Annotated in this window: 16 protein-coding genes; 6 read left to right on the plus strand and 10 right to left on the minus strand. The window is 51.9% G+C overall.

The genetic code is table 11. The features are described 5' to 3' along the window. Window positions 1-22: 22 nt before the first annotated feature. The 4 genes from ABWV47_RS05810 to ABWV47_RS05825 all read right to left on the minus strand — a co-directional run bounded on the left by ABWV47_RS05810 (window position 23) and on the right by ABWV47_RS05825 (window position 3,355). Window positions 23-1,354: a TRAP transporter large permease gene (locus ABWV47_RS05810; protein WP_353309383.1), complete on the minus strand. Its 1,332-nt coding sequence runs from the start codon at window positions 1,352-1,354 to the stop codon at window positions 23-25. A 15-nt stretch (window positions 1,355-1,369) separates the two neighbouring features. Further along, window positions 1,370-1,885 carry a TRAP transporter small permease gene (locus tag ABWV47_RS05815; protein ID WP_353309386.1) on the minus strand — a complete coding sequence of 172 codons (516 nt, stop codon included), beginning with the start codon at window positions 1,883-1,885 and terminating at the stop codon, window positions 1,370-1,372. 98 nt (window positions 1,886-1,983) lie between these two features. Beyond that, on the minus strand, window positions 1,984-3,129 hold the full coding sequence (locus ABWV47_RS05820) for a TRAP transporter substrate-binding protein (RefSeq protein ID WP_353309388.1): 1,146 nt from the start codon (window positions 3,127-3,129) through the stop codon (window positions 1,984-1,986). Window positions 3,130-3,160: 31 nt separating this feature from the next. After that, complete coding sequence (locus ABWV47_RS05825; RefSeq protein ID WP_353309391.1) at window positions 3,161-3,355, minus strand: hypothetical protein; 195 nt, start codon at window positions 3,353-3,355, stop codon at window positions 3,161-3,163. Window positions 3,356-3,525: 170 nt separating this feature from the next. On the opposite strand from ABWV47_RS05825, the gene ABWV47_RS05830 reads away from it, so the two are divergent. Then, complete coding sequence (locus ABWV47_RS05830; protein WP_353309394.1) at window positions 3,526-4,557, plus strand: LacI family DNA-binding transcriptional regulator; 1,032 nt, start codon at window positions 3,526-3,528, stop codon at window positions 4,555-4,557. An 819-nt stretch (window positions 4,558-5,376) separates the two neighbouring features. Here the strand turns inward: ABWV47_RS05830 and ABWV47_RS05835 are convergent. Beyond that, window positions 5,377-5,637, minus strand: a complete 261-nt coding sequence (locus ABWV47_RS05835; RefSeq protein WP_353309397.1) for a hypothetical protein — start codon at window positions 5,635-5,637, stop codon at window positions 5,377-5,379. A gap of 109 nt (window positions 5,638-5,746) precedes the next feature. Here ABWV47_RS05835 and ABWV47_RS05840 point away from each other — a divergent pair, with 109 nt between their 5' ends. From ABWV47_RS05840 to tolA, 4 genes are read left to right on the plus strand one after another with little or no spacing between them, the layout of a single operon-like run. Further along, complete coding sequence (locus ABWV47_RS05840; protein WP_353309400.1) at window positions 5,747-6,310, plus strand: MotA/TolQ/ExbB proton channel family protein; 564 nt, start codon at window positions 5,747-5,749, stop codon at window positions 6,308-6,310. Window positions 6,311-6,313: 3 nt separating this feature from the next. After that, on the plus strand, window positions 6,314-6,691 hold the full coding sequence (locus tag ABWV47_RS05845) for an ExbD/TolR family protein (RefSeq protein WP_353309402.1): 378 nt from the start codon (window positions 6,314-6,316) through the stop codon (window positions 6,689-6,691). A gap of 3 nt (window positions 6,692-6,694) precedes the next feature. Then, on the plus strand, window positions 6,695-7,078 hold the full coding sequence (locus tag ABWV47_RS05850) for an ExbD/TolR family protein (protein ID WP_353309405.1): 384 nt from the start codon (window positions 6,695-6,697) through the stop codon (window positions 7,076-7,078). After that, entirely contained in the window at window positions 7,075-8,100 is a 1,026-nt protein-coding gene (gene tolA, locus ABWV47_RS05855; RefSeq protein ID WP_353309408.1) for a cell envelope integrity protein TolA, read from the plus strand. The genes ABWV47_RS05850 and tolA overlap by 4 nt, the downstream gene beginning before the upstream one ends. Before the next feature lie 2 nt (window positions 8,101-8,102). On the opposite strand, the gene ABWV47_RS05860 is transcribed toward tolA, so the two are convergent. The 4 genes from ABWV47_RS05860 to ABWV47_RS05875 are packed head-to-tail and all read right to left on the minus strand — an operon-like array spanning window position 8,103 to window position 11,639. Next, entirely contained in the window at window positions 8,103-8,855 is a 753-nt protein-coding gene (locus tag ABWV47_RS05860) for an iron ABC transporter ATP-binding protein (RefSeq protein ID WP_353309605.1), read from the minus strand. Next, window positions 8,852-9,796, minus strand: a complete 945-nt coding sequence (locus tag ABWV47_RS05865) for an iron chelate uptake ABC transporter family permease subunit (protein WP_353309411.1) — start codon at window positions 9,794-9,796, stop codon at window positions 8,852-8,854. The genes ABWV47_RS05860 and ABWV47_RS05865 overlap by 4 nt, the downstream gene beginning before the upstream one ends. Further along, window positions 9,786-10,748 (minus strand): ABC transporter permease, encoded by a 963-nt coding sequence (locus ABWV47_RS05870; protein ID WP_353309413.1) that lies wholly within the window; start codon window positions 10,746-10,748, stop codon window positions 9,786-9,788. Before ABWV47_RS05870 ends, ABWV47_RS05865 begins: the two co-directional genes overlap by 11 nt. Window positions 10,749-10,754: 6 nt before the next feature. Next, window positions 10,755-11,639: a siderophore ABC transporter substrate-binding protein gene (locus ABWV47_RS05875; RefSeq protein WP_353309416.1), complete on the minus strand. Its 885-nt coding sequence runs from the start codon at window positions 11,637-11,639 to the stop codon at window positions 10,755-10,757. A 453-nt stretch (window positions 11,640-12,092) separates the two neighbouring features. On the opposite strand from ABWV47_RS05875, the gene ABWV47_RS05880 reads away from it, so the two are divergent. Continuing rightward, window positions 12,093-12,584 (plus strand): MarR family winged helix-turn-helix transcriptional regulator, encoded by a 492-nt coding sequence (locus ABWV47_RS05880; RefSeq protein ID WP_353309419.1) that lies wholly within the window; start codon window positions 12,093-12,095, stop codon window positions 12,582-12,584. Between the two features lie 63 nt (window positions 12,585-12,647). Here the strand turns inward: ABWV47_RS05880 and ABWV47_RS05885 are convergent, their stop codons facing one another. Further along, window positions 12,648-14,615, minus strand: coding sequence for a TonB-dependent receptor plug domain-containing protein (locus tag ABWV47_RS05885; protein ID WP_353309422.1), 1,968 nt, complete (start codon window positions 14,613-14,615; stop codon window positions 12,648-12,650). Between the last annotated feature and the right edge of the window lie 616 nt (window positions 14,616-15,231).

Here is a 15,231-nt window from a genome sequence, read left to right on the forward strand (position 1 = left end):
TCTTACCGCGTCTTTCGGCGGCTTAGCGGTAGACATCAGGCAGAAGTGAAGTGGAAAACGCCGGAATGTAGGCGATCATCAAAGTCACAATCAGCATGAAAAAAACGAAGGGGATTGCTCGATAGGCAATCTTAAGGATGGATTCGCCTGTAATCCCTGACACCACAAACAGGTTTAACCCTAGTGGCGGCGTGATGAAGCCGACCCCCAATGCCGTAATCATCATGATACAGAACTGGATTTGGTTCATCTCAATCTCTTGCGCCAGCGGATAGAGTATTGGCGCGAGGATCACGATATTAGGAGTAGTTTCCATGACGCAGCCAGCAGCGACAAGGATCAGAACCATAATCGCGATCAACATATATTCGTTAGACGTCATTGAGGTGAGTGCTCCCACGAAACCCTGAGGCACACCAATGATTGCAAGCGCTTCTGCAAGCGGTATGGAAAAGGCGATGATTGGCAAAATTACACCATTCACTTTAGCGGAGCTCACGAGCATAGCTGGGAAGTCACTGAGCCTCAGTGTTCCAAGAAGAAAGCCCATAGCGATAGTAACCACAACGGCAACCGCACCAGCTTCTGTCGGTGTCAATCGTCCCGAAAAAATACCGTAGAAAATAATGCCAGGCACCAAAAAGGCATACCACCCAGACTTCACAGTTTTCCAAAGGTTCGCGCGCCACTCAGCCGCGGTCATAACCCCGCCACCTTCCCAAAGGTTGAGACGATTCATCACAATGTTTGTCACAAGAATGGCGGTCAGTATCAAAAGTCCCGGGATCAGTGCCGCGAGGAAAAGGGTTGATACAGCTATGCCCAAGACGAGGCCGATGATGATGTAAGCAATGGACGGTGGAATAAGAATACCCGTACAGGCGCCCGCGGCCACTAAGGCGCAAGCGTAAGGGCGCGGATAGCCACTCTCCACCAGTCTGTCGATCGTCATCCGGCCAACCGCTGCCGCCCCCGCAGCGTCAGATCCAGAGATTGCAGCAAACATACCACACACCAGTACTGTAGCGGATCCAAACCCACCCTTTGCCCAACAGGTGAGCGCTTCAGCTACATCCAAAAATTTCCTGCTCAAACCTGTTCTGACAAGAACGTCGCCCGTCAGAATAAACAGCGGCACAGCGGTCAAGGCAAAGGCATCGATACCTGAAAACAGCTTTTCACCGAGGAGGCTTAGCGGCAATGCACCAGACACGAGCAGCATCGTTATCGTTGCAGCGCCAATTGCAGCCCAAACGGGCACGGCCAGTGCTATTAGGACCACAAAGAGTATAACGGAGGCATAAAAGTCCCATCCCAACTCGAGGGCTTGGGCACCCATTTGTTGCCACATCATCGTGTGAGGCCTCCTTTAATCGAACAGTTTGTCACCTTCGTAGACGGGACGGCCCGCTCGAAGGTCAGCAAAATCGCGAAGGAATGATTGCACCAGTCGAAAGATCACCAAGGCAAAACCAAACGGCACCGCAAAGAGGAAAAAGACCTGGCTAATCCGCAACCCGTGTGTAACGGACCCGAATGTCCAGGAAACATGAACTGTCTCCCACGACCAGTAGAGCGCAAAAAGCGCCACAATGAACATGACAAGATCGCCAAAGATATACAGGAACGATTTAACTTGCTGCGGAACGTAGTGCATCAGAACATCAATGCGAATGTGCCCGCGCTCTTTCACTGCCGCGGCTGCACCAATCCACGCGAGATAGATAAAGGCATATCGGACGATTTCTTCGCCCCATATGGATGAATAGGCGAACACCTCGCGGCGGACCACTTCGATAAACATCGTGCCAACAAGCATGACATAGAAGACCAGCAGCAGCCAACGCTCGGCGTTTTTATCGATTGCTCTAAAGAGCTCAGACATAGATTTCTCACCTCAGTCGCTCAAGGCGACAGGTTGTTGCGGTTTCAATTGGGACGAAAGAAGACTGGCCGACAGAAGTCACCGCCGGCCAAGCTAATTTAGGCGTCGTGTACGTAGTATTTGGCACGCGTGTCTGCTGCCTCTTCCAGCTTGGAAAAAGTATCCATTGATCCGGCGAGTTCAGTCTTGAAACTGTCCCATTCGGTACGCTGGTAGCCGCCGACGTCTTTCCACTCAGCTAGTTGATCGTCAGACAATGAATGGAACTCCACACCATTCTGGACCAACTGCGACATTGCGTAGGAACGCGCAGATGGCACTTTCGAGAGGTTCTGTTGCTGAGTGACTTCTCCTGCGAACTCGATACCTTCTTTTACATCCATTGGAAGGCTGTCGAACCATTCAAGATTGACCGAATAGACTTGGCTGTCCGGTACAGCTTGCGTGAACGTCACGTGGCTGAGAATTTCGCCAAAGCCAAACACATGAAGTGCCCCTACTGAGGGGTCAAGTGCGTCCGCGACACCTTGCCGGATGGCGGATGGGGTTTCGCCCCAGGCCACGGGCGTTGGGTTCGCGCCAACCAAACCATAGTATTGCTGCAGCATTTTGGAACCGGGAACGCGGAATTTCACCCCAGACATGTCACCTGGCGAAATAATGGCGCTTCCGCCTTTGCGAACCGCGACCACGCGCGGGTCAATCACAATGTACATCAGCGCTTTAAAGCCAGATGCCGCAATCTTCGGATCGACTTCCGATTTCCAGGTATCCGACGAAGTCAAATTCGTGAAACGTTGGTTCGAGCCACAGAAATAGGGAAGGTTGATCAGGTCCACAACGCTTGCGAAAGGCGCAAAGTTCGCCAAGGAATGTTGAGCGCACTGAATCGTTCCACCCTGTACAGCCTGCGCTAGTGCCCCCCCTGCCCCCAACTGGCCGCCGGGCGCAAGCTTCACGTAGACTTTGCCATTTGTCATGTTCTGGATGTTTTCTTTCAAGTCCAGCTGCATGATCGGATAGCTGCGGGAAGCTCCCATGACGTAGGCAGTTGCAAGGGTCATTTTGAATTCTGCAGCGGCTTCGCGATCGCGTTCTTCGGCCGCCATTTGCGCCGAAGCTTCACTGGACCACAACACTCCGGATGCACCTGCAACCATTGCAGCCGTAAATGCTCCTGAGCCAGTAAGCTTGAGAAAATTTCGACGCTCAGCCGACTTCAGTTCACGTTTCGATTTGTCCATGCGTTTTCCTCCCGATTGGACGTCGCTCGGCCTACTTCGAGGCCTTTTCTTCTTCTGAATTTCTTTTCGCCTCGCTACGGAGAATACCGATGGAGAAGGCAATCGCCGCTCCACTTAAAATTAGCATTTCCCAGACAACATTGACCGGAGGCGCCTTCGTAGTCGCGCCGATCACAACGTTCAAAACGAACGCCATCAGAAGTATTGTTGCAATCAGGTATGGCATGTGACCTCCCTCACCTATCCACGGCCCGAACCGAGTCGAGCCTAAATGTAAGCGCTTACATTTTTTTATGCAAGCGCTTACATTTTGAGCGTGATAAACTCTGTATGGAATTGAGACTTTTACCATTGGCTAACATACGTTAGCTGGAAACCGAGCCACTAAGAAAACCGATGACAGACAATACGAATGACGATGGTATCCCGACGCTTGCTGACGTGGCGCGACACGCAAATGTGTCCACGGCAACTGTTTCCCGCTGTCTAAACTCTCCTGAACGCGTTGGTAAGAACACCCGCGAACGCGTAATGCAAGCTGTTCAAAACTTGGCGTATACTCCAAATTTCGGTGCACAAGCGCTCGCGGCGCGCCAGACGAACACCATTGCCGCTGTAATTCCGACTATGGAAAACGCAGTGTTTGCGCGAGGGCTACAAGCTTTCCAGGAAGAATTGGTGCGTCATGGAAAAACGCTATTGCTCGCATCTTCCGCTTACGATGCCGATCTTGAAGAGCAACAGGTGCGTACATTGGTGGCTCGTGGCGCGGACGGTCTTTTGCTAATTGGATATGATCGAGCTCCCGACATCTATGCATTTCTCGCAAAGCAAAAAGTTCCCACAGTCATTGCTTGGTCTTTCAATCCTGAAGAGAACCGCCCAGCAGTCGGCTTCAACAATCGTGCTGCTATGACAGAACTTGCCAAGCAAGTTATTCGCCATGGCCATAAGCACCTCGCATGCATTTCAGCGCCAACAGCCTCTAACGATCGCGCTAGAGAACGCGTTGCAGGCATCCGAGACGCCAAAGCCAGCGTCGGACTGAATCCAAATGACTTACTTGTGATTGAAACGCCCTATGGCATTGAAAGTGGGGAACGTGCATTTCGTCAGGTGTTGACCGACGCTCCGAACACCACCGCTGTGATGTGTGTAAATGATGTACTTGCGGTCGGTGCGCTGCGAGCAGCAAAAGAAATGGGGATTCGCGTTCCAGACGATATCTCAGTTACAGGTTTTGATGATATCGAGATCGCCACACTTGCGGAACCGCCGCTCACCACGGTGCACGTCCCACATAGAGAAATGGGCAGACGTGCGGCTGATATGCTGATACAGATCCAAAAAAGCGACCTTACGGTGCAAAACTTGGAGCTCACGACCGAAATTCGGCTACGTCAGTCTCTGGGTCCAAACCGAAACTAACCGCATTATAATTCAATTGTCTTTAACTCCGGGTCGAGAATTGTCATTGGTCGAAAACTGACCAAAGGTCAGTATGGGCGGTAAGCTGCCGCGACATCATGGGCCTTTTGCTCCCTAGCCCTTCATCCAATCGGCCACATAATATTTCAAGCGTGTATTGCGTTCACAAGCGACCACCCGGCATGAAAGGCTTCGCTGAACCTATTGAAAAACATTGATGTATTTTCGGCTTTTGGGCTTTCAAGACCTTGATAACATCGAAAGTCGCCCGAGGCTCTACTGCCCCTATGCGTGAATGTCCGACTGTACTTCCGGTCAATTCTATAGGAGAAAATGCAGAGAAATCAGCCTTTTCTCCGATGCCAATTTAGTTTGCTCATAGATGGCGAGTTCGGGTAAAAATGTCATTCGCATTGGCCACCGTGAGAGACGGCTCATAGCACAATACCACCAACAAATTCATCCAATGCCAATGGGAAACCTTCACGAAGGAAAATTCGGGGGTACGTGCTTGGCTCCGCGAAGTTTGCTATAGGCCTCAACGATCACTTCTTGACAGAAACAGTCGGCATTATTAAGCCAACGTCACTACTTCCAGCCAAATTTCCCGCCACGAAGTCTGTGATCACCTGTGTTCATAAGTCCGCGTAGGGTCTTAATGTCTTGCCTGACGCGATGAGCACCTTCACTGCCGTTGCGAAGGGAAGCCAAAATGTCACGTTCTGTCAGGAGGCTAAAAATCAAATCCGCGCTGCATTGCGCGGCGATTTTGGTTGTGATGACCGCTCCAAGCTTTGCACAAAACGCTGCCCTCTCCGATCAGGACACCACCCGCACCCCATCAGTCGCTGATCCCACAGTACCGCTTGGCCAAGCCTCACCGTCCGCTACACGTAAATCAAATCCACCAATGGAAGGGGCCATACCGGCACCTTTATCTGAAGAGCCTTTGGGCTTAGATGCAATAACGCCAGCAGCGACGGACATTTCCGATGGTTTGGACACTGCATCAATGGATACACTGACTTCAAAAGCTGCGGTGTCTCCCGAAATTGAGCCGTCGGTAGACAAAACACCCATACAACATCGATTTGGAGAAGCTTTCTCAAAATCAAACAAACTTCTCACAGATGGTGGGCCTTCAATTTGGGCAATTGCGTTGTTATCTGTCGCAACCCTCGCGCTCATTATGTGGAAAGTTTGGCGTCTTGCGCTCATTGGAGCTTGGTCAAGAGCCAAAGCGCACAAAGCCGTATCTCTATATGAAGACAACAACCCAGCCAGCGCAACGGAAGTGGTCAAAGACCGCCGCGGTCTGCGTTCGAAAGTGGTCTTTGCGGCAATCACTGCGCGCGAAACTCTGCCCGAGGACGCTGCACGTGAAGAAACATCGCGCGTCGCAAAACGTGAGTTGGGCGACGCCTCCATCGGCCTGCGTGCGCTTGAATTGATTGCCACAATCGCCCCTTTGCTCGGCCTTTTGGGCACAGTAATGGGCATGATCGCCGCCTTTCAGACCCTGCAAGAAAGCGGTAGCCGCGCTGACCCCTCGTTGCTAGCTGGCGGCATCTGGGAGGCCTTACTTACCACCGCAGCAGGCATGGCGGTTGCGATCCCTGCTGCTGCTGCATTGACATGGTTTGAAGCCGTTATCGACAATATGCGTCGGGACGTCGAAGACTCAGCAATGCGTATATTTGTGACTCGCCAGCCCGCCGCGGTCGATATGGAAGCTCCTTTGGCGGCGGAATGATTGATGCAATTCACCGACCGGCGTAAATTTCGACGCAGACCCAGCCTCACACCTATGATCGACGTAGTTTTTTTGTTGCTTGTGTTCTTCATGCTCGCCTCCCGCTTTGGCATCAACCAAGTGCTTCCAATGCCATTGGCTTCTCCAGGCGGTGACTTTTCTGGAGCGCCCAAGCTGGTTGACGTCTTACCCGAACACCTACGTCTAAACGGCATTGGCCGCAGCCCAGAAGCTCTGGTTCCAGCTCTTAACGACCTAGTGGAAACCCCCAACGAAACAATTGTTTTACGAAGTTCTGAGGGTGCCACAGTTCAACGTATCATAGCTGTTTCAGAACGCTTGCGCACCGCCGGCTTCACCTCAATTGTGCTGGTAGAGTAAGCCATGGACTTCGCTTCCAACGATAGAAAACCTCGTGCCGAAAGCATCGTTCCGATGATAAACGTGGTTTTTTTGTTGCTGATCTTTTTTTTGATGACCGCGCAAATTGCACCGCCGGACCCTTTCGACGTCTCTCTGCCCACAGCATCGGAAGCCACGGATACCAAAACGGATTTTGTCCTCTTTGTTGGAAAGAACGACGCACTCCAATTTGAAGACACGACTGGCGAGGCTGTTTACTCTGCGCTGACCAAGCACACGTCAGAAAGTCGCACGGTCCAGCTGCGCATCGACGCAACGCTTGATGGCGACCGCCTCGCTCAAGTTATGAAAAAGCTGACTGCAATTGGAATGTCGAGCGTCGAAGTGGTGGTTCAGTCACCATGAAACGCATCTTGGAAACTCTTGTGTTTGTCGGGCTGGCCCTGAGCCTACACGTCTTTATGGCTACGCTGGGCAAAGATGATGGCGGAGATGCCGACGGCGCAGGCGGCAACGCATTTGTGTCAATTACCGGCGCCCCCGCCAGCATTGAAGCCGTGCTCGCAGACTGGACGGCCGCCCCAAGCCATCAAGCTCAGATGATGGCGGATATGGCTCCATTGAATGCCGAAGTCAATGACGCGCCTCTGCCATCTTTGACGCTGGATGAAGCGCCAAATGCAAGTGTCAAAATCGCGGCCCTTACCTCCACAAATCCCCCTACGCTGCCCGATCTTGATCTGGCTCGGGCGCCGCTGCCTCCCCAGCCGAAGGTAAAAACCCTCTCAGAGCCAGAGCTCAGCGCGCCAAGAGAGGTTGCTCCCCCCAAGGTCGCAAGGCCCGACAAGGTGTCCTCTCCTCATGCCATTCCGCCAGCGCTCAATCTTACCCAACCAGTCTTAGACCATTCCATTGAGCCCCCGGAACCACCACATGACACGGCAAATGAGTCGATCGAGAAACCTAAGGCAGATCCGGAGACTAAACCTAAAATCAACGTGGCGAGCAATTCTGCCCCCAAAAAGAAGGTTGCTGACAAAACCTCTATCGCTTCTGCGGGCGCTGCCCCGCAAAAGGCCAAAGGCGCGGGCACTAGCACACAGGCCGGAAGTCTCAAAAAGTCAACGGGCTTGGGCAAAGGCCAAGAGGCCAGTTTAATGTCTGTTTGGGCTGGTAAGATTCAATCACGCCTACAGAGAGGAGTGCGCGTAAGCAAAACGGATGCCGCCAATGCTCAGGTGGTGTTACGGCTAAAAGTCGCGCCCAACGGGCGGCTCCTCAATGTTAGCATCGCCAAGTCCAGCGGATCCCACGAGCTGGATCAAACGGTGCTCACTTCGGTGCGGCGGATTGGTCGGTTTGCAAAGGCTCCGAAGCAGCTAACCAACAGCAGCTACGGATTCTCCCTGCCAATCCGTGTGAAATAGGACTAGGGCACTACAAATGGCGTGTCGCCAACCATCGCAACCTGAGCATCGGTGCTATATACCTCGCTCAGCAACGCCTCGGTCACTAAATCTGACGGTTTTCCTTCTCGTTCGATACGGCCAGATTTGAGCACAACCAAATGATCGGCATATTGAGCCGCAAAATTTATGTCATGTAGCACAATCACTACCGTCTTGCCTTCATCGTCCGCCAAGCGCCGAAGCAACGCCATAAGGGTGCGGGAAGCAGCAATATCCAGATTGTTAAGCGGCTCATCCAACAGCAGATAATCGGTGTCTTGTGCATAGATCATTGCCACGTGCGCCTTGTGTCTCTGACCACCGGACAGCGTGTCCAGAAACCGATCTGCAAGCGGCGTCAGTTCAAAGGCAGCCAGCGCCACATCCACCATTGCATAGTCGTCCGCCTTAAGACTCCCCTGACAGTGCGGATAGCGGCCAAATTGGATCAACTCGCGCACGGTCAAACGGGTGGCAAAGTGCACTTGCTGCGGCAAGATCGCCAGCTTTCGCGATAGAGCTCGGCGATTGGACGGTTTTACCGCTAAATCATCAACCGAAATCCGCCCGGTTTGGAGTGGCAAAAGCCGGGCGACATGAGAAAACAGGGATGATTTTCCGGCACCATTGGGTCCAATCAACGCAGTAACGCCGCCTTTAGGCAAAGTCACCGAGATGTCGCTTAAGATACGGGCCCCGGCTACTTCATAACTCAGATTTTCAATTGAAATCAAATCCATCCCTTTCGCAACAAAAGCGTGAGAAATACAAAGCCACCAACAAAATCGATGACCACAGCAAGCGGTGTTGACAAACCCAACACACGCTCCAGAATGGTTTGCCCTGCAACCAGCACAATCCCCGCGATCAGCGCCGAAAGAGGTATCAGGACCGCATGGGTTTCATTGGGCGAAATCAACCTTGCAATGGACACGACCAGAAGTCCGAGGAACGCTACTGGCCCGACCAAAGCCGTGCTCACCGCCACCAATATTGCCACCAGGATCAGGGCCTGTTTCTGCCGTCGTGCCACGGGCTCACCGAGATTTGTGGCCATTTCAAAGCCCAAACCAAGCACATCTAATTGCCTACGCATCTGCCAACTCAATGACAGAGTGACAAATGTCAGCCCTGCAGAGATCCACAAGAGATTGAGGTCAATATAGTTGAACCGCGCATAGGAATTAACCTGGATCGTGGCGAATTCACTTGGGTCTATCATGCGATAGATAAAGGAGCTCAACGAACGGAACAGCACTCCAAAGATGATCCCGGTGAGCACCATTCTCATAAGGTCTGTTCGATGTTGCCCTATCAAGGTGCCAAACAAGATAAGCGCTGCGCCGATGAGCAAAGAAATATGCGCAAAGAACACAAACTCCGACGGTAAGTGGTTGAACCCAGCAGCACCAATGGAAAACACCACCAAGGCAACAATCAAAGTGTAAAGGGCATCAAAACCCATGATCGACGGAGTTAGAATGTGATTGCGTGAGATGGTTTGAAACAACACCGTCGCCGTGGATACTGCCGCACCAACAATCAGCAGGGCTGCAAGTTTTCGCCCTCGAAACCACAACACGAAGTCCCAATTCCCCTTGGCTCCCAAAGTCATAAACAAGACACAGCTGAGAGCAAGGAGCATTGCGCAAATCAGCGTGGATCTAGCGCGCATGTTTTGGTCCTGAATATAGCAGCCAAAGAAACACACCCGCACCCAAAACACCTAAAATTGTGCCCACCGGAATTTCAAACGGATACCTCACAATACGCCCAACGATATCGGACGACAGCACAAGCATCGCGCCGCAAAGCGCAGTTAATGGCAGGGTGGCCCGCAAATTGTCGCCACACCGACGGCTAATGATATTCGGCACAATCAATCCAACAAAGGGGATGGCTCCAACTGTAATGACAGTTAGCGCAGAGACAACTGAAACGGCCAGTAGGCCGAGGATCATCACTTGATCGTAGTTGAGCCCCAGATTGACACTAGCCTCGCGTCCCAAACCTACGATCGCAAATTGGTCCGCAATCAAATACGTGAGAGCGGCGACAACGGCAGCGATCCACAGCAGTTCGTACCTCCCGCGCATGACACCACTAAAGTCACCGTTGAGCCAAGTATCGATGAATTGAAGCATATCCGCTTGGTAGGCAACAAAAGTCACGCCAGCCCCAATGATACCGCCGTATAAAATAGCGACCAGAGGCACCAACAGTGGTTGCGACGGTGGCAATCTTCGAACGATCAACAGAAACCCCAAGCTCGAAACCAATGCAGTCGCGGTTGCCAAACTCATTTTAACAAAAATCGAAGCTCCCGGGAGAAACAGCGTCACGACAAGAATCCCCAAGGCGGCCCCCTGCCCGGTGCCTGCGGTCATTGGTTCCACAAACCGATTACGCACCAGCATTTGCATGATCATGCCACAGACCGCCAAAGCGGCGCCGGCAATCAAAGTGGCGAAAGTGCGCGGTAGGCGACTATCGAGCACAAGACCAAGCGCGTCACGATCATGAAAAACTGTCTCTGGTCGCAGTGAAATCACTCCCACAAACACGGAAATGGCGGCCAGAACCAAGATTCCAACCGCCAAGAAAAGTGCTGTGGAATGCCTTTGCATTCGGTCTTAACCCGCCGCAAATACGCTAAGAATGACATCCAACGTGCGGTTCATGGACTGAATGCCTCCGCCAGAAATATAGATGTCTGCCGCATTCAGGTAGACAACATTGCCATTTTTCCACGCGGTTGTTTCTGCGACCAGTGGGTTGTCCAATGTGGTCGCTGCACTTTCGCCCGGACGGCCGATTGCGGCCAACCGATCTACAACAATCAAGATGTCCGGGTTCGCCTCTTTGATGAACTCAAATGAGATCGCTTCACCGTGGGTAGTCTGCTCCACGTCTTTAACAGCTTCTTCCAAACCAAGCTTTTCATGTAGCCAGCCAAAACGTCCACCGGCACCATAGGCGGAGATCTTTGGTCCGTTGGTCAATACGACCAACGCGGTGCCTTTTCCGTCCAGCGCGGTCTTTGCGAGTGCTAATTTTTGGGTAAATGCCTCTGCTAGCGCCTCTGCTTCGCTCTCCTTGCCAAAGATCGCTCCATAGGCCTCAAGACGGTCTAGACCCTGACCGACAGTGTCTTCCCAAATTGTCATGTCAATTGTCTGCGCCATGTCAGACATCGCCCTCATGTGCGTTGATGAGCGTCCACCCACGACGATCAAGTCCGGAGCCAAAGCGTTCACCGCTTCAAAATCGGGTTCAAAGATATTCCCGATAGTGGGAACGCCTGCCGTCACATCACTTAGGTAATCGACGTAGACGTTTTCCGGAACACCTGCCAGCTGCACCCCGAGCGCCGCGAGAGTGTCCAACGCTGCAATATCCAAGACCGCGACCTTCGTCGGGACTTCTGAGACATTTTCTTTGCCTACATAGGTGTCAATTTCTGCAGCCTGAAGCGTAGACGCACTTAGCGCCAGCGCGCAAAAAATCCGCTTAAACAATAACCTTCTCCTGTTTTGCGGCGTTTGGCTGGAAAACTGGCTGTACGCTATTTGATGCTTGATTATCCGCAGAAAATCGGCGAGTCCAGAGTAATGCAGTCTTTTAGTCGGGAACCCTTGAGGTGCGGACGCCTTTTGGCATTTTTATCAAGGACCATACGGCCAGATTTCTTGTGCGATTGAGCACGAATTCTGCCCACAAAGTTGAAGGCATCAGTTACGAAGCAAGTCTTAAATACGACGTCCCAATGCGTACCATTGGGATGTGTACAAACATCCTTAGGCATAAAATGACGAACGGGGCCGAAAAAGCCGGAACCTTAGTGCATATCAAAAACGTCATCGACGTGCATTTGGAACGCGATGCATTCCGCGAAGAGTTCAAAAACCTTTATTGGGCAAATTAGAAATCTCTAACAGCAATGCCCCAGCGATTATTGCCAGAGAGCTGACATGACCAACAACAGAGCTAAGATTACGACTCAAACGCCCAACGCAGCATTTTTTGACGACGATGATCCCAACATCGCTTACAGTCGTGTCTGGTTTTATGTCCTGAAGAGCCAGCGCAAGTTCTTTCTGAAATTCTCGCAGGTTCTCAAGGAAGCAGGGCTCGGCGATCCAGTTTGGTATGAAATCTTGTATGAGATTGATCAAGGCGGCGAAGGTGGGAAGCTGATGGGCAACCTCGAAGCCAAATTGCTTTTGCCACAATACGGCCTATCGCGGCACGTGAGCCGAATGGAAACAGCCGGCCTCATTCGCAGAAACTACATTACTGACGGCAGGCGCAAACAGGTTCTCTTTCTGACGGATGTTGGTGCCGCACGGATGAAAGAAGTTTGGCCCCTGTATCTGGACACTTTGAAATCAGAGATGGGGCCATTGCTGCACACCGACGAAGCCTATGACCTCGCTCGGTTTCTGTTGCGCCTTTTACGTTAATTCGCGCGAATGAGGCCCCACCTCCAAGCGAAGATGGAGCCAATGATATTCCTGATGTCTTCTTTAGAAACGCGCGATAGCTTCTATCATGACGCTTCTCCCAGACTCGGCCAAAGGTACAACCGTCGAATAGTCCTGCCCATATGTGGCCCGGTCGGCATATTGCGTGTCAAACAGGTTGTTGATTGAAGCGCGTAGGGTCAGGTTCTCCATGGTTTTGGGCGTGTATTCCGCAAAGATGTTAAATACCGTGTATCCCGGCAACGTCACATCAGAATCCACAAGCGCTTTGTCGTAATCAAGCGCCATATCAATACCGCCGCCAATCAAAAGATTTTGTTGCGGCAAGTATTGTTGCACCTGAAGGGCCGCAACGGTTCCCAATGGTGCACCGTAGTCTTGCAGATACCACGAACCATAGCCTATGCCGTCTCTTTCCACCTCGCTATGTGCCAAACTAATCCGCAGAGATCCATTGGTCCAACCATGCGTCAGCCCGAGATTCCAACCCTTGCTTTCAAAGTCGAAATTATCGCCACCGCTGCGTACATTGTCGATCTGCGTAAGGAAAACCTCACCGCCGACTTTGGTGCGCACGTTGCCCCAATCGAAGCCCAACGTATAATTGTTGGCCCGCGAGGCTTCTAAGTTGGAATAATCCCAAGCTGGCAACTCAAATAGGTAGTTGTCCTCCAACTGAATACCCCCAAATACATTCGACGCACCTGCACGAACCGACAACGCTTCGTTAATGTGATAGCGCACCGAAAGGTTGCCGCTTGCGCCGTTCACAGATTTACTGGATGCGGAATTGCTTGCGGCATCAAGACCTTCAAAACCTTGCCAATCATAGCGGAAACCAGTGGAAATTTCCCAATTTGCTCCAAGTTCAAATCGCGCTTGCGCAAAAACGCCAATGTTGTCGGCTTTCTCTGTCAAAGTCGTAGAACCGGTGCCGCGATACGTCGATTGGCGATCATAGAAATCCACACCGGCGACAATGGTGTTGGTAGGCGACAGATGGAATGTGTTTTGAACCTTGCCAGAAAGTGTCGAGCTGTCGCCCTCGCTTGCGAACGGATCTGGAACGTTTACCAGGCTTTCGGAGAAACCAATCACAACTTCCGGGTCCCAGTTTCCTTGATTGCGAGTGTCCTCATACCGCAATGAATAATTGTTGCGCTGCGTATCATAGAGCCGCGTTGGAGCTGGCGTGCGCCCTGGTACATCCCCAATATTGGCGCGATAAGGGCGCATGTCAGAGTCATTTATGCGCTGCGCGGAGAACTCTACACGGTGCTGATCGTGATCATCAAAGGCGAATTTTAGCAAACCAGACTCAAAATTCGCCGCGGTTCCCTCAACAATGTCACCATTTCCGTCTTTGTAGTCGTCACCTTGCGATGTTCGCAAGTACCCCAACACTTCAAAATTGCCAGAGGTCGCAGCAACAGTCGCAGAAGCGCCGATAGTACTTCCATTGCTGTCAAAGCTAAGGCGAGCGTCCCCACCAATTGACCGGCCTTCTGTGAGGATGTCCGCTGCATCAACGGTTTCCATAATCACCGCCCCCGCAACCGCATTTGGACCGGTATCAGCTGCCGCGATACCGGGGTCGGCACGCACAAACTTCAACATCCCGGGATCGAACACGTTGGCGGAGACATGGTGGAAGGCGCGGTTATTTTGCAAAATGCCATCCATCTGAACCGTCAGGTTCAACATATCGACACCATTCACAAAAATCTTCTGCGCCATAGGGATCGCGCCACCAACGGACACATTTGCCAGACCTGCGAACAAGTCTTTCACGCTGCCGGACCTAGCGCGCTCCAACTCCGCACCCGACACATAAACGGCGGTCGCGCGGTCTGCTGCACCTTCCTGTTCGTCCTGTGCCTCAATTGTAATGGTATCGAGTGAATAGTAGCCGTCTTCCAAATCTTGAGCGACGGAAACCGTCGCCGGAAGCACAGCGGCGAAACAAGAGCCCATAAGTTGGGCTCGACAACCAAATCGTAAAACAGACATGAGCGTAACCTTCTCCTTGTTGGCGTAGTAGCTCTGGCTGTCTCTATTGGAGAAATTCTGGCTGAGATCACCGCGTGGTAGCCACGCGCCCCTTGACATGCAAGTGCATATCTTGAACCGCCCGCAAATTACCCGACAATTTTACATAGTTACCCCCATATGTCGTAATTTTACTACAAAACCTGTGGATACGTCTGCGGCAAAGCCCTGTCCAATTGGGTTAAAACGCCCACTGCCAACGAAAGAAAATAGGTTGGGGCTCGACCAAGAAGTCAGCAAAATCAGAAAGTTGGTTTCTTGAAACCTTTCTTAAAGGACGAAAACATCTATAGCCGAGAAGAACAAACTGAGCAGAAAACTCAAAATTGCCTTATGAAATTTGGCACTCGAGACAGATCCGACCACCTGTGAGTGTCGTGCAGATCGTTGCATGTCCGTTCGAGACAGTGAGCGGTCACTGGACTTTACAAAGCACTCCTCCTGCCAATTGACGTATTTTCAGCTCAAACTCGGCTTAAGGCCTATCTCGGCCCAAAGCCGTCGTGTTGCGCAGCAGCCAATTCGCTTTCAGGCAGGTGCAATCTGCTTTCAGAGCACCTACCGAAAACGTTGGATT

The sequence above is a fragment of the Shimia sp. NS0008-38b genome (assembly GCF_040370365.1).
Lineage (GTDB): Bacteria > Pseudomonadota > Alphaproteobacteria > Rhodobacterales > Rhodobacteraceae > Shimia.